Source organism: Secundilactobacillus silagei JCM 19001 (assembly GCF_002217945.1).
Lineage (GTDB): Bacteria > Bacillota > Bacilli > Lactobacillales > Lactobacillaceae > Secundilactobacillus > Secundilactobacillus silagei.
In genome coordinates, this window is sequence record NZ_BCMG01000008.1 from 134,058 (window position 1) to 149,014 (window position 14,957).

The window sequence follows — 14,957 nt, forward strand, 5'->3', positions numbered from 1 at the left end:
AGTTAGTTAGCTAGAGACTGTTGAAGCCCTTATTTTATGCCATTATCAGCACTTAGCAATAGCCAAAAAGTTTCACATGAAACATTTTGATTAAACACTAGCAGTTAGCACGAACAGACGTTCAAATATGCTATGATAAAATCAGCAAAATTCGAGCATACCCAAAGCGATAGTTTCATGGATGATAGCGTGATAGATAGAAAGGAACGACGACAATGACGTTGCAATTTGTGATTGGAAAAGCCAGCGTTGACCATCAGGCAAGCCTCTTAGCAGAACTGGCTAAGGCGCAGCAGGTACACCCTGATGATCAATTCTATTACTTAGTGCCAAACCACATTAAATTCGAATCTGAAGTTCAGGTGCTGACTAGGTTAGCTCAGTTGGCCGGTGTGGAAAATGGGGCGTACGCGCAATCCGGCGTGCAGGTGCTTTCACTGACCCGCCTAGCCTGGTTTTTTATGAAGAACGCTCCGGCTTATCAGCTGCCGCGAATTTCTCAAGCCGGGATGAACATGCTGGTTTATCAAGCCATTTTAGACCATCAAGATGAACTGCGCTTATTTGCTGGTGAAGCAGACCGGCCGGGGTTCATTAGTTTACTGACCCGCCAAATATTGGAGTTAAAAACCGGTCAGGTCAGTGTTTTAGACCTCGACCAAGTCGCAAAAAAACTGACCGGGACCAGCGCGGATCTCGATGCCAAATTACACGATCTCGTCTTGATCTACGACAGTTTTGAACAGGCGATGACCAATAAGTACGTGGCCAACACCGATTTACTGAATCAACTGAGCACTTACTTGGAAAAAGTAGATCTCAGTCACGCGCACTTTTACTTTGATGGTTTCTCTCAGACCCAGTTCTCGGCGCAGGAAATGAAGCTGTTAACGACGCTGATGAGCCAAGCAGCGGAAGTTAAAGTTGCGCTGATCTTGGATCAAGGGACACCAACGGCTGATGCCATTAACGAGCAGAGTTTGTTCTTTCAACCGTCGCGGACCTATATGCGGCTTTACCAGACGGCACGGGCACTGTCAGTACCGGTGTTGCGCGATATTAAAGCCACCACGACTCGGACGACTCCTGAACTGCAGCAGCTGGAAACTTACTGGCAGTCAACGGCGACAGGGGTTACGGCAACGCAGACTGAAGATTTACAACAGGCTGATCACATTCAGATCATTCAAGCCGATAACCGGTATGCTGAAGTGGCCCGGGTAGCCACCATGATCCGGCAGTTAGTCGCTGAAAAGGGCTACCGGTACCGGGACTTTCTAATCTTGACCCGCCATTTGGATCAATATGCCACTATTTTAGCGCCGATTATGAACGCCCAGGAGATCCCTTACTTTAGCGACGTTCAGCAGTCAATGGCCGACCATCCCTTGGTGGAATTGATCAATGCGCTGTTTGAAATTAAGCGCAAGCACTTCCAGTACGCGGATATTATGCGGCTACTGAAGACCGAACTGTTAGTCCCGAAAACCGCTGATGATCACGAGATGAACATCGACACGTTTCGTGACGCGCTGTTTAAGACGGAAAACTGGGTCTTAAAGATGGGCTATCAAGGCTCTCGATGGCTGCAAAAAGAAGACTGGCCGTACGCCCGGCTGCACAGTGATGATCTGGGAACCGTCACCAGTGCGGATCAAGCGACCTCCGAGCAGATCAACGGCATTCGCCGGTTTGTCAGAGACACATTGGTACCGTTCTATAAAAAATTAGATCAAGTTAAAAACGGCCGGGAAGCAGCGACCTTACTGGTGAACTTTATGACTGAAAACGGGGTCGTGGATCGGTTAATGGCTTGGCGTGATCAAGCCATTGACGCTGGGGACCTGGTGCAAGCGGGACAGCCAGAACAGGTCTGGCAAACGTTTTGTGACCTGCTGGATGAATACGTCACGATTTTAGGGGATCGGCTATTTCAGTCCCAGGATTTCTTAGCGTTGCTGCAGGCCGGGTTTGAGGGGGCTGACTATTCGCAGATTCCTTCGACACTTGATCAGGTGATGATTTCTGAAAGCGGCATTATTCAAATGAATAACCGGAAGATCACATTTATGATTGGGTCAATTGATACCACGATGCCAGACACCACGTTGCCCACGCATTTACTGAACGATCAGGACCGCCAAAAACTAACGCTGCCAGAAGGCGAGTATCTAAACGATGATGGCATCATGACGTTGCAGGGTGAGCCCTATATCAACTATCTGGCCTTTATGACACCCAGTGAGCGCTTGATTTTCACCTATCCCATCAATGCCGGCGATGACGCGCAAAACCAGATTAGCCCTTACTTAGCACGGATTCAAAAACATTTTAACTTACCCATAATCAGCCATACGGCGATGCCGCAAGCTGATCAGCAGGACCTGAAACCGTATCTGGGCGCTAAGCGGGCAACGCTGCGGCACTTAATTCAGGCCAGCAATGATTCTCGTGATCGAAACGTCGACTTGAGTACCGCGTGGCAGTACGTTTATCAAGTCCTTGATCAAGGGAATACGAAAGCGTTAACGGAAAAGTTACTGGGCAGTATTTCCTACCGCAACGTTCCTGCACAGCTCGATGCTGAAATCGTCACCGGACTGTACGGCAACACGATCAACAGCTCGATTTCTAAGTTGGAGGAATTTTATCGCAACCAGTACGCGTACTTTCTCAAGTACGGGTTAAAGCTGCGTGAACGGGATGAATTTGAACTGTCACCAGCTAATACTGGCGAGTTCTTCCACGCTGCCATGGATCAGTTAATGAAACGGGTCAACGCGGAAAAACTCGACCTAGCCACTTTAGATGAGAAGCAGCTGAACGAACTGATCACAGAGATCACGAGTAAAATTTTAAACGACCCGAAGAACCTGCAATACGCGATTTTAAATTCCAGTCAGCGGATGACCTTTATCAAGCAGCAGCTGATTGGAGTCGTTCGGCAAATGGCGGCGACCTTTCACAAACAGAGTCAGTACACACCGATGCGGGCCCGCAAGACCGAAGTCCTGTTTGGCCACATTGGTGCGGAGAACGGGTTACCGCCACTGGTCTTTGATCTGCCAAAGGAAAAGCAGATTCGGGTTCGGGGTAAAATTGACCGCATCGATACGCTGAAATTACCGACGAACGAGTACATCGGCATTGTTGACTACAAATCCAGTGAACATACGGTTAAGTTTAACGATATCTACGAAGGCATTGCCATGCAGATGATGACGTATCTGGATGTAGTGCAGCAGAATATGGGTCTAGTAGCCGATGACGAAGACGCACAGTTGGCGGGCGCACTATACCTGCATTTGCAAAATCCGCGGTTGCGGCCCAGTGATATTAAGACGGATATTGCCAGTGCTTTATTAGCTAAAGAACGCTATGAAGGGGTACTGGTAGCCGATGATGAAATGCTCCACGGACTAGAACCTGAACTAGACGTGAGTGAAGCGGCGAAGGTCTTTCCGTTTAAGTTTCGGAAGGATGGATCAACGGCTAAATCTAATTCCATTATTACGATGGATCAGTTAAAGAGTTTATTGAAGTACACGGAAATGAAGATCACGGATGCCGGCAATGCTATTTTTGACGGTGAAGTTGAATTGAATCCGTATAAACCGGCTAGTGGGATGACGGCCATGACGAATTCACCGTACACGGCGATCATGCAGTTTGATCCGATGCTGCCGGAAAACAGTTACCGGATACAGACCGCGGCGTCCAAAGCAGCCGATATTATGGCGCAAATCGAAACGGAGGTTAAACGGCGTGAATTACACTAAGAGTCAACAACAAGTTTTAGATACCCACCAGACTAATCTGCTGGTTTCGGCTTCCGCTGGTTCTGGAAAAACGCGGGTGTTAGTAGACCGGGTGATCAACATGATCTTGGCGCATGAAAGTCTGGAAAACCTCCTGATCGTGACCTTTACCCGCGCGGCGGCAGCCGAAATGAAGGACCGGATCGAAACGGCGCTGCGCCAGCAGATCAGTGTGGCGGATGCTTCGGAGCAGCGGTATTTATCCCGTCAATTAGCAGTCTTACCGGTAGCTGACATCAGTACACTGGACGCTTTTTGCCAAAAAATCGTCGAGCGTTATTACTATTTGATCGATCTGGATCCGGTCTTTCGGATCCTGGGCGATCAATCCGAAAGTGATCTGCTAAAAGACGAGGTTTGGAACGACGTGCGTGAGCAGCTGTACCAAAATGATGACGACGGCGCGTTCAAACAACTGGTCACGAATTTTTCTAATGACCGTTCCGATGATGGGTTGACCGATCAAGTGATGCAGGTCTTTTCGTTCATGGGTGCGAAGCCGGATCCCAGTGCTTGGCTGAAGACTTTAGCGGCACCGTATCGGGTGGACGGTCCATTGATGGCCAGTTCGATCGTGCAACAGCAGGTACTGCCGCTGATCTCGCAGCAACTGGATACCGCGAAGCAGGAATTACAGCAGGGCCGCGAACTGGCAGATGGAGTCAACATTGACAAGGCCGTCGCTTACATGGATGACTTGCTGGTGTCCTTATCCGAATTTCACATGGACGAATTATCGTGGGACGGATTAAGACAAGGTCTCAATGAATTTCCTTGGGGCCGGCTGCCAAGTATTGGTAAAAAATCGGCTGAGTATGATGACTATCAAGACATTAAAGGCACGTTTGTCGCACACCGCGACAATGCCAAGAAGGCACTGGAAACAGCTGCTAAATTAATGCCGTTACCAGAAGAAGCGACGGCTGAAGCCATGAATAACAGCCGTGGGATCGTTGCAGAACTGGCAGCCGTGGTGCAGCAATTTGCCACGGCTTACGATGCCGAAAAACGGCGCCGGCACGTCTGGGAGTTCAGCGATATTGAACACTTTGCCCTGCAGATCTTGCAGGCTCCAGCCCCTGAAGCCATCGCGGTCCGGGAACAATTATCCAAGGACTACCACGAAATTATGGTGGATGAATATCAAGATACCAATGAACTGCAAGAAGCCATTGTGACCACGTTAGCCCATGAGCACCCCGGTAATTTATTTATGGTGGGGGACATCAAGCAGTCCATTTACCGTTTCAGACTGGCGGAGCCCAAGTTATTTATTGATAAATTCAACCGGTATCAAGCAGATCCTGATGCCGGTAAGGAAATTACGCTGGCGGAAAACTTCCGCTCAATGAAAAACGTTGATGCGTTTACCAACCTGATCTTCACCCAGATCATGGACGAGCAGTTAGGTCAGATCAAATATGCGGGCTCAGCTAAGCTCGTTTACGGCGCTAACTATCCGGATACCTTACCCAACGTCGCATTCTTAATGATCTATGATACTGAGGCGCCGAGTGACGCTGGAGCGGATGACGCGCCAGATGGTGACGCCGGTCAAGTGACCCTGATTGCCCAGCAGATTCGTGAATTATTAGCTAAAGAAACGCAGATCTGGGACCGTTCAGAACAGCAGCTGCGGCCACTGAAGTACGAAGATATTGCTATTATTTCGTCAACCAAAAAGAATAATTTGGAAATTCAAGATCAGTTTGGTCGAGCGGATATTCCGGTACAGATCAACGATGCGCAAAGCTACTTTAAAACCACCGAAGTTCAGATCATGATGTCGATGCTGCAGATCATTGATAATCCCTATCAAGACATTCCGTTAGCGGCGGTACTACGGTCGCCAATCGTGGGTTTGAACGAAAATGAATTGGCTTATTTACGGATCAACGATAAGTCCGACGATTACTATTCCGCGCTGCTGCACTTTTATCAGGGCTACCAAGATGAGTATGCGGGCAATCATTACGCGGATGAACTCTACCCTAAGATTCAGAAATTCTTGGAACAGCTGCAGCAATTTCAAACCACTGCGCGGCAAAAACAGCTAGCCACGTTGATTTGGCAGATCTATCAAACGACTGGTTTTCTGGACTATGTCGCGGGAATGCCAGCGGGCCCGCAGCGGCAGGCTAACCTGCACGCACTGTATGAACGGGCGGCCGACTACGAGCAAAACGGGTTTAAGGGCCTGTTTCAGTTCGTTAGGTTTATTGAACGGATGCAGCGTAACGACCACGATCTGGCAGAAGCGAAGACCAGAGCAACGGAAAATGCCGTGCAAGTGATGACGATTCATGGCAGCAAGGGACTGGAATTTCCAGTGGTCTTCTTATTGAACGCGTCAAAGAAGTTCAATATGCAAGACCTGACTGACCACGCGGTGCTTAACAATCAGTTAGGTATCGGGATCGACTACTTTGATCCAGAAAAGCGGGTGGCAGCCCCCACCTTGCCAAAGCTAGTGATTCAAGCGGCGACCCGTAAAGAGGCTCTGGCTGAAGAAATGCGTAAATTATACGTGGCGCTGACCCGGGCTGAACAGCGGCTTTACATCGTTGGTGCCTGCAAGGGCCAAGACAATCTGATCAAGGGCTGGAGCGCCGCAAATCACGATGACTCACTGGTGTTAAATCCCAATCTACGGGAGAAGACCCAGAACTTTTTGGACTGGATCGGCTTAGCTTTGATGCGGCACCCGCAGTTTGAACTGAACCCAGAAAAAAAGGTGCTGCCAGATTTAAAGGATGATGAGACGCAGTTTGAACTCCACTTTTATTCGGCCGATGATCTCGTTAACATGGGGCCAAGGTCGAAACCGACGACGGGTAAAATCTGGCTACAGGACTTGAAGAAGCAGGTCAAGTCCGCCGACTATACCGATGTCAACGTCGATGAAATCGATCAGCTGATGGCCTTTCGCTATCAGCATCAAGCCGAAACCCAGACAACGGCCTACCAGTCCGTTTCCGAAATTAAACGCTTGTTTGAAGATCCGGATCTTAAGCAGCTGGGGGACTTTCAGCCCAATTGGCAGACGGCGCAGGGCGGTAACCGGTTTGTGACCCATGATCTGGCACAGCCAGACTTTATGCAGACGATTAACGCACCCACATCAGCTGAAATTGGGACGGCCACTCATTTGATCTTCCAGGAAATTGATCTGGCACAGCCAATCGATCTGAAGACCGTTCAGGCGGTCATTGACCGGTTAGTTGACCAAAAGGTGATGCAGCCAGCAGTGGCCGAGCGGATCAAACAAGATCAAGTCGTCAACTTCTTTAAGAGTGAATTTGGGCAGACGATTCTGCAGCATCAAGACAGCCTCAAACGCGAAACGCCATTTTCCCTGTTATTGCCAGCTAAGGATGCCTTTACGACTGTCGATGACGCGGACGCTAAAATCTTGATTCACGGGATCATTGACGGGTACTTTGTTACCGAGGATGGCATTACGCTGTTTGATTACAAGACCGATTATTTGCAGCCAACGGAGGCGGGGATCGAAAAAGTGAAGCACCGCTATGAAGGCCAGCTGCGCTTATACGCGTTAGCGCTGGAGAAGATGCTGCAAAAGCCCGTCCGCAATCAGTATCTCTACCTCTTGTCAATCGATCAGTTAGTTCAAGTCTGATTTTTGCAGTTTTAATCGATTTGATATAAAAACTTAATTTTTCTTAAAAAATGGCGATAATAACGCTTTTTAGCAAGTGAAAAAGGGCTTGTAATCCAGTGATTATGCCAGTTGAGTTTGTTTCTACCGCCATGGGCATGGCATAATAGGAATTATTAATCAATCAAAAAACTGGAGAGAATCGTTTTGAAAAAAATTTATGAAAGAATTCCGGTATGGCTGGTTTATACGGTTATATTTGCTTTAGTTGTGTGCTGTTCTTTTGGCTCGTTGCGTCTTTTAGGTCAGACGACGATCTGGAAAATGGACGGGATTTCTCAGCACTACCCGATCCTCGAACAATTTTATCGGATCCTGCGGGGGACGGATCACCAATCATTATTTGGCTGGTCGTGGAATCTGGGCCTTGGTGCCGATCAGATGACGACCTTCGCCTACTACGTTGTTGGTGACCCGTTCAGCTACTTGATCGCTTTGTTCCCGGCTGACCAGATTCAACTGGGTTATCAGCTGCTTACGTTCGTGCGGTTATATGCCGTGGGGCTAGCATTCTTAGTGTTTGCTAAACAGATGAAATTAAAGCGCAGCGGCAGTTTAATTGCCACGTTGATCTATACGTTTACGAGTTTTTCGTTCTACGTTTCTTTTCACCATCCCTTTTTCCTGCTACCGTTGATTTTCTTCCCGCTGCTGTGTACGGCGGTCGATAAAATTTACCATGGCCAATCGTTTCTGTGGCTGGTAGCGATTACAGCAGTGACTTTGATCAGTAACGTTTACTTTGCCTACTTGCTGGGGATCGGATCGTTGATCTTTGCGATTATTCGCTACATTGATTTGAAACGAAAGGATGAATTAGCTCGGTCACTGCCCAAGTCATTTGGTTACTTTATGCTGACAGTGGTGATGGCGTTGCTGATTTCAGCCATGGTGATGTTACCAAACATTGATTCCATGCTGAATTCGTCAAGGTCTGGTGCGACCAATTTTGCGAATGGGCTGAAACTCTACCCCGCAATTTATTACCTCAAATTACCGGGAGCGCTATTAGATTCTAGCAGCAGCGGCCGGTATTACTGGGCAGTGATGGGAACCAGCGGCTTAGCCTTACTGGCCATGATGTGGACGTTACGTCACTTCAAAAGATTCTTAATGTTGAACGTGACGCTGATACTAACCTTCGTAGCCGTTTTGTTCCCGCAATTTGCGGCGGCGATGAACGTTATGAGTACACCGTCCAACCGTTGGCTGTTGCTGTCACAGTTAGTATTTGCTCTGGCGGCCGGTATCTTTGTGGATCACATTTCTGAACTGGTACTAGCCGATTTTAAATGGTTTCTTGGGGGCACGTTATTGTTCTTGGCCCTGGTTTGGATCGGTAACGGGTTTGGGTTCAACCTACCAGCGCATCAAGGGGTCACGTACGGCATTTATTTGGTGCTGCTACTGGCCATTGCATACGGTTTAATTGCGGGCTTTAAGGGCATTCAGGTCAGGCTGACACTGCTGATACTAGTGATCGTTAACGTCACTAGTTTAGGATTAGGTTTTTATAGCAGCAGCTATAACGACCGGCTGCAGATCGGCGAATTAAGTCGGGGCGTGGCTGACCACTGGATCAAAGCCTACTATGATTTTGCGGACCGTTATTTAAACCGGCATGACCAATCGTTTTACCGGACGGCTGAAACTTCAGATTATTACACGTCGCGGACAGTGGGGAATAACATTCCCATGCTGCTGGGGACACATCCAATCGGGTCGTATTTTTCCGTTCAAAATGGGGCCGTCAACGCCTTTAATAAGGACCTGCAAAACAGTGAAAATACCATGAATAACCCAACCAGTAACGTTGATAATCGAACCACGATGTCATCGTTATTGAACGTCAAATACCTGTTTGCGAAACAAAGTGAAATCGGTAAGTCAAAGGTACCTTACGGGTTCAAGATCATGAAAAATAAGCATAAACAGCCGATCGTGTTCCAAAATCAGCCGGTTTATAGCTTAGACAATAAGTCTGGAACTGCGCTGTATCGTAATCGGTATGCTTTGCCGTTAGCCTACACGCAGACCCAGCAATTGAATCGGCCGGCTTACCAGCGATTATCTGCTAACGATAAGGAACAGGCCATGTTAGACGGGACGCTGACTAGTCATCCAGTTAAAGGGGTCAAGACGGTCAATGCTCAAAAGGCCGGTAAAATTGTGCCCTATTCAGTTAAAATGAATTATCAGCCGATCACAACGGAGAAGCAGCTCTTCGACTATCAGGCTCACCATCGGACCAGCCAGTCCGTTTTAGAGCCGGTTGAGTCAAAAGACCTAACGGCAAAACGACTGGAAAAAGATCAGATGGTTCTTAAGCAGAAGGTTCCTAGTCAAGCTGTCAGCAATTTACTCGAGCAAAATCAATCAATGGTCAACGCGAATAATGACGCTAATCGCCATGGCTTAAAAGAAATGGCCAGCGATTCTCTGGGTCAAAATGCCAACTATCAGATTACGTTGAAGCATCCTTCAGCGTATAAGAACAGTGAGCTTTACATTGAGTTCGATGGCATCAAAGCGCAGTTTCCGTCACTGAATGATCGCCTGAATTTCGTTGCGCAGCGCTCGTTAATGAGCAACGTGCCGTTTTCACATGGCGATAAGTTGAACTATTTACGAGATCTCACGAATAACCAATACTTTAATTCGTTTATTCTGCAGGTTGAGTCACATCATAAAATCACGCCCATTCAGCAGTTAGGGATCGATAATATGTCTGACTATGAACCTAAAACTCAAGCATTGATCAACTTGGGTTATTCTAAGAAGCCTCGAAAGACGATCAATGTCTCGTTTTATAAAGCGCAACAGATGAGCTTTAAACACGTGCGGGTGATTGCAGTCCCATTTGGGCAGCACTACCGTCAAAAAACGACTCAGATTCAAAAACGGGGCCTTAAACAGTTGAAAGTCACTAATAACCGGGTTTCTGGGAGTACTAACCAGGCGCAGGCGAGTGTTCTGACAACTTCGATTCCTTACACCAAGGGCTGGCACTTAGCCGTGGACGGTAATCAGACGCCGACCCAAAAGGTGAATACGGGATTTGTTGGCGCGAAGATTCCGGCTGGTCGCCATCAGATTCGGTTAACGTATCAAACACCTGGACTAACAGCCGGACGCTATCTGTCAGTTATCGGACTAGTACTGTTTGTACTGGGCGTTATCTGGGAAGTGTGGCGCTGGTTATTGATTAAGCAGCCACTGAACGCACGGCATTAATGGATTACAATCTAAAAAGGCTTGAAGTTTCAACGATTAACGTTGAATCCTCAAGCCTTTTTAGTGTTCTCTTTAAAGTAACAGTAAACTGATCAAGACGATCAGCATGAAGATTGACACAATTATTAGTGGCAGTGTTGATGTTAACGCAATGCGGTGGTCATGACGGATGCTAACGATAATCACACTCAGCAATGCAATCAATCCAACCGCGAAAAGAATCATCAATTTAATCTGCACTGCCGTATCTGCAATGGTCATAAAACCTCACCTCACTGACTACTTGATCACTAACTCGTAAGCATAACGTAGCGCATGATCGCGCTGCATATAGACTTTACCACGATAGTCGAAACCGCACTGAGTGATGACGTGGCGCATGCCCTTATTATCGGGGTGAGTGTCGATCCGAACATCCTGGAAGCCCAGCACATTAGAGATCGAGATCAGGCCGCTCATCAGTTTTTCTGATAGGTGCTGACCCCGGAAGTTGCTGGCAACGGCGATTCGGTGAATAGCCGTGTAACGGGCATCGATCCCTGTGATCCAGTCACCGTCATCGATCTTGAGATAGTTGATATCAATTCCCTGGTGCAAAGCAGCAGTACCAGCAATGGCGCCATCAAAGATCAAAACAAAGGTGATACCATCCTTGATATCTTGTTTGAGTGTTGCTGGATCAGGATAGCCATCCTGCCACTGATCGATGTTCTGTTTCTTTAAGTAGGCCTTAGCGTTATCAATGATTGCTGTGATTGCGGGTAGGTCTGCTTGGGTAGCCCGTCTTAAGTATGTAGCTGGCATGAGTTGCCTCCTCATAAAAGTCTAATCTAAATTTTACCCCTTTCATTGCATTTTAAAAAGGACCCGTGCAAAATTAATGACAGAAGGTGATCACGTGCAGTATGAAGATGTTAAATTAGCAACGTTTATTGAGCGGCCGAACCGGTTTATCGCCCATTGTCGACTGGCAGGTAAACTGGTGACGGTCCACGTTAAAAATACCGGCCGGAGTAAGGAATTACTGGTGCCAGGAACGCAGGTCGCTTTGAATTATCAGCCCAAGGCAACCCGGAAAACGGCTTACGATCTGGTTGCGGTGAATAAGCAGGGGCAACACTGGATCAATATTGATAGTCAGCTGCCCAACCAGTTAGTGAAAGAAGCCCAGTTGGCGCATACATTGCAGTTACCGGAGATGCCAGAACTGAGCCGCTTTAAACCAGAAACGGTCTACCACGATTCACGCTTGGATTTCTGGGGTCAAACGGTTTCGGGTCAGGACCTTTGGATCGAAGTTAAAGGGGTCACGTTAGAAAATGACGGTGTGGCAGCTTTTCCAGATGCGCCCACTGTTCGGGCTGTCAAACACGTTCATGAACTGACACGGGCGATTGGCGAGGGGGCCATGGCCTATCTATTATTTGTCGTGCAGCTGGATTACGCCCACGTGATGACCATTTATCGGCAGCGAGCGCCGCAGTTATTTGTGGCCATTGAGACTGCGCAGCAAGCTGGCGTGCACGTGGTGGCGCTGGATTGTGCCGTCACACCAGATACGGTGACCCTCAGACGGCCAGTTCCCATTGATCTGCACGCGCACTTTGAAGAGGCTAAATAACGGAAAGAGGCCGTGACATAAGTCTATATTGGTAAGTATTTTAACTGTCTTCTTAACTGAAAATAGCAAAAAAATGACCATTTGTTCAATACTTCAATATAGTCTAATCGTGTTCTAAAACTCAGATTCCGGCCATTTAACTCAAAAAAGCCTGTTCTGACAAAGTTCGCCGGAACAGGCTTTTTTGAGTTAAATTCTGGAATCTACCGAGTTTTGTCACACACTCTTGGTGTGCGTATTTAAATGGGAATTAACGGTGGATCGAAAGGGCAATGCCCATGCCGCCGCCGATACAGATCGCGGCTAGGCCGGATTCTAAGTGTTCACGTTGCAAGTCGTGAACCAGCGTGGTCATGATCCGGGCACCAGAAGCACCCACTGGATGGCCTAACGCAATGGCACCGCCGTTAACGTTTAGCCGGTCGTCAGGAATTTTAAGGTCCCGTGAGACGGCCACGGATTGGGCGGCAAACGCTTCGTTTAATTCGTAGCGGTCAATATCGGTGATGGTCTTGCCCTGTTTTTGTAATAGCTGGGAGACAGCGTAGTAGGGGGCGTAACCCATGATACTAGGATCGATGCCCACTTCTTGATAGCCATCCAGCACGGCTAGGTAATCTAGGCCGGCCGTTTCAGCAGCGGTTTTAGACATTAAAACCAGCATGCTGGCACCGTCGTTTAAACCGGCTGAGTTACCGGCAGTAACGGTGCCATCGGTCTTAAAGGCGGGTTTTAGATGACGAAGTGCTTCTATTGAAGTGTCGGGTCGAATCGCTTCATCGCGGGTCATTTGGTTGGCCGTTTTGGCGGTGAGCGGTACCGGGACGATTTCGTTTTCAAAATAGCCGGCTTCAGTGGCAGTTAACGCGCGTTGATGGGAGCGCAGCGCAAAACGATCTTGTTCAGCGCGTGAAACGTGGTATTTAGCCGCAATATTTTCAGCGGTCATGCCCATTAGTTCCTGGGTAAGCGCGTCTCGCAAAGCATCGTGTTCGATCCCGTCTAGGATTTTTCGTTCGCCGTACTTGGAGCCGCGGCGCATGTCTGGCAGCAGGTAGGGCACGTTTGACATACTTTCAGTACCGCCGACTAAAACTACGTTGGCGTCACCCAGTAGGATGGCGGACTGTGCTAGACGGATGGCTTTGATGCCGGAACCGCAGACTTGATTGATCGTCATAGCGGTACTGGTGACGGGTAGGCCAGCCTTTAAGCTGATTTGGCGAGCAACGTTTTGGCCGGAACCGGCCTGCAATACGTTACCAACGATCGTTTGATCAATGATATCGGGCTGAATTCGTGCTTCACGAATCGCAGCCTTAGCGGTGAGCGTACCAAGCTGAACGGCTGAATAGTTAGCCAATTGCCGGCCCATTTTGCCGATGGGGGTTCTAACTGCACTTAGAATTACGACTTCATTCATGGTTAATTTCCTCTTCCAATTTCAATATATGTCTGATAAGGATACATGATAATTGGTAAAATGTCTTGAGATTGATTTGGGTTTACTGGAATTTTAAAGGTTTGTATTATAGTAGAATCTTTCATATAATGATAAAACTGAATGGGGAGGTCATACATGATGGCACAATTTGAAGAACAGTTGGATAACTGGCTTGACCAGGTTGCTGAGGTACCGTTGGTCAGCAATATGAGTGATGCAGATCAGCGAAAGATTGATTTAATTGCTTCACTCGTTGCCCAGGTAGCCGTTGAAGGTTATGGTAAGCAGCCGGATGAATGGACGCCGCAGATGCTGGCCGATCTATTTTTCAACCGGTTCATACGGTTATTGGAAGAAAACGAAAAGCAGCAGCGCTTGTTTGAGTTGATTCCAACTGCTGTGACGGTTTTGCTGGGGGTTGTTCAACCTGATCAGCAAGTGACGCTAACGAAGTGGGTACGAACGAATCGCAGTCAATTGATCCATTTATATGATCCGGTTGCTGATCAAATTTATTCTCAGCTCACAAAAGCCATGAAAAAAGCAGATGTTGACGTGAATAATTCAAAGCAGGTGGCGGCGTTTACCCGGCAATACATGCATGATCACCCAGATCAGAGTAAAACACTGTTTACGAAGGGTAATCAGTAATAATGACTAGAAAGGCTATTACGACGGGCTTTCGATTGATAGTATGCGGCGGTTATAATTTAAATTAGCAACTGCTAAATGTGAATATCATTAAAAGTTCGAATTTCCGTTGACACATGTTTGCACAGATGCTATATTAGTTAAGTTGCTTCGCGAGGGAAGCGAGAAAACGTGATTATAAAAATTTATAAATTCATGTTGACAAACTTCCTACGAAGCGTTATATTAATTAAGTTGCTTGCGACAGATATTGAAATTCAAAATTATAAAATTTTAAATTTTAGTTGACATCATATAAGCGATGAGGTATGATAATAAAGCTGATTCATTGCGAGTCAGCTTGGTAGACCTTTGAAAACTGAACAAAGTTTTGTTTCACAAATGTGCAGGGCATATCAGCTTAGGCTGGTATCAAATGTAATTTGCGAAGTCAATTTCGCTAGTAATATTAATGAGTCACAAACAATCATAAAATGAGAGTTTGATCCTGGCTCAGGACGAACGCTGGCG

General features: G+C 47.4%; 8 protein-coding genes. 5 read left to right on the top strand and 3 right to left on the bottom strand.

The genetic code is table 11. The features are described 5' to 3' along the window. Window positions 1-215: 215 nt before the first annotated feature. The 3 genes from CES79_RS08525 to CES79_RS08535 all read left to right on the top strand — a co-directional run bounded on the left by CES79_RS08525 (window position 216) and on the right by CES79_RS08535 (window position 10,731). Window positions 216-3,779, top strand: a complete 3,564-nt coding sequence (locus tag CES79_RS08525; protein ID WP_089136904.1) for a PD-(D/E)XK nuclease family protein — start codon at window positions 216-218, stop codon at window positions 3,777-3,779. Beyond that, entirely contained in the window at window positions 3,766-7,458 is a 3,693-nt protein-coding gene (addA, locus tag CES79_RS08530; RefSeq protein WP_089136905.1) for a helicase-exonuclease AddAB subunit AddA, read from the top strand. Before CES79_RS08525 ends, addA begins: the two co-directional genes overlap by 14 nt. A gap of 186 nt (window positions 7,459-7,644) precedes the next feature. Then, on the top strand, window positions 7,645-10,731 hold the full coding sequence (locus CES79_RS08535) for a YfhO family protein (protein ID WP_089136906.1): 3,087 nt from the start codon (window positions 7,645-7,647) through the stop codon (window positions 10,729-10,731). A gap of 72 nt (window positions 10,732-10,803) precedes the next feature. On the opposite strand, the gene CES79_RS08540 is transcribed toward CES79_RS08535, so the two are convergent. Next, window positions 10,804-10,992: a hypothetical protein gene (locus tag CES79_RS08540; RefSeq protein WP_054656376.1), complete on the bottom strand. Its 189-nt coding sequence runs from the start codon at window positions 10,990-10,992 to the stop codon at window positions 10,804-10,806. 18 nt (window positions 10,993-11,010) lie between these two features. Further along, a complete protein-coding gene (locus tag CES79_RS08545; RefSeq protein ID WP_089136907.1) occupies window positions 11,011-11,535 on the bottom strand; it encodes a GNAT family N-acetyltransferase in 525 nt (174 codons plus the stop codon). A gap of 94 nt (window positions 11,536-11,629) precedes the next feature. On the opposite strand from CES79_RS08545, the gene sfsA reads away from it, so the two are divergent. Continuing rightward, on the top strand, window positions 11,630-12,352 hold the full coding sequence (gene sfsA / locus CES79_RS08550) for a DNA/RNA nuclease SfsA (RefSeq protein ID WP_089136917.1): 723 nt from the start codon (window positions 11,630-11,632) through the stop codon (window positions 12,350-12,352). A 250-nt stretch (window positions 12,353-12,602) separates the two neighbouring features. On the opposite strand, the gene CES79_RS08555 is transcribed toward sfsA, so the two are convergent. Further along, entirely contained in the window at window positions 12,603-13,775 is a 1,173-nt protein-coding gene (locus CES79_RS08555; RefSeq protein ID WP_089136908.1) for a thiolase family protein, read from the bottom strand. A 156-nt stretch (window positions 13,776-13,931) separates the two neighbouring features. Here CES79_RS08555 and CES79_RS08560 point away from each other — a divergent pair, with 156 nt between their 5' ends. Next, window positions 13,932-14,447, top strand: coding sequence for a hypothetical protein (locus CES79_RS08560; RefSeq protein ID WP_089136909.1), 516 nt, complete (start codon window positions 13,932-13,934; stop codon window positions 14,445-14,447). The last annotated feature ends 510 nt before the right edge of the window (window positions 14,448-14,957 follow it).

Bases quoted from the DNA above. Each gene is read 5' to 3' on its own strand.
- CES79_RS08525 (WP_089136904.1), top strand. From the start codon at position 216: ATGACGTTGCAATTTGTGATTGGAAAAGCCAGCGTTGACCATCAGGCA.
- CES79_RS08540 (WP_054656376.1), bottom strand. From the start codon at position 10,992: ATGACCATTGCAGATACGGCAGTGCAGATTAAATTGATGATTCTTTTC.
- CES79_RS08560 (WP_089136909.1), top strand. From the start codon at position 13,932: ATGATGGCACAATTTGAAGAACAGTTGGATAACTGGCTTGACCAGGTT.
- CES79_RS08555 (WP_089136908.1), bottom strand. From the start codon at position 13,775: ATGAATGAAGTCGTAATTCTAAGTGCAGTTAGAACCCCCATCGGCAAA.
- CES79_RS08545 (WP_089136907.1), bottom strand. From the start codon at position 11,535: ATGCCAGCTACATACTTAAGACGGGCTACCCAAGCAGACCTACCCGCA.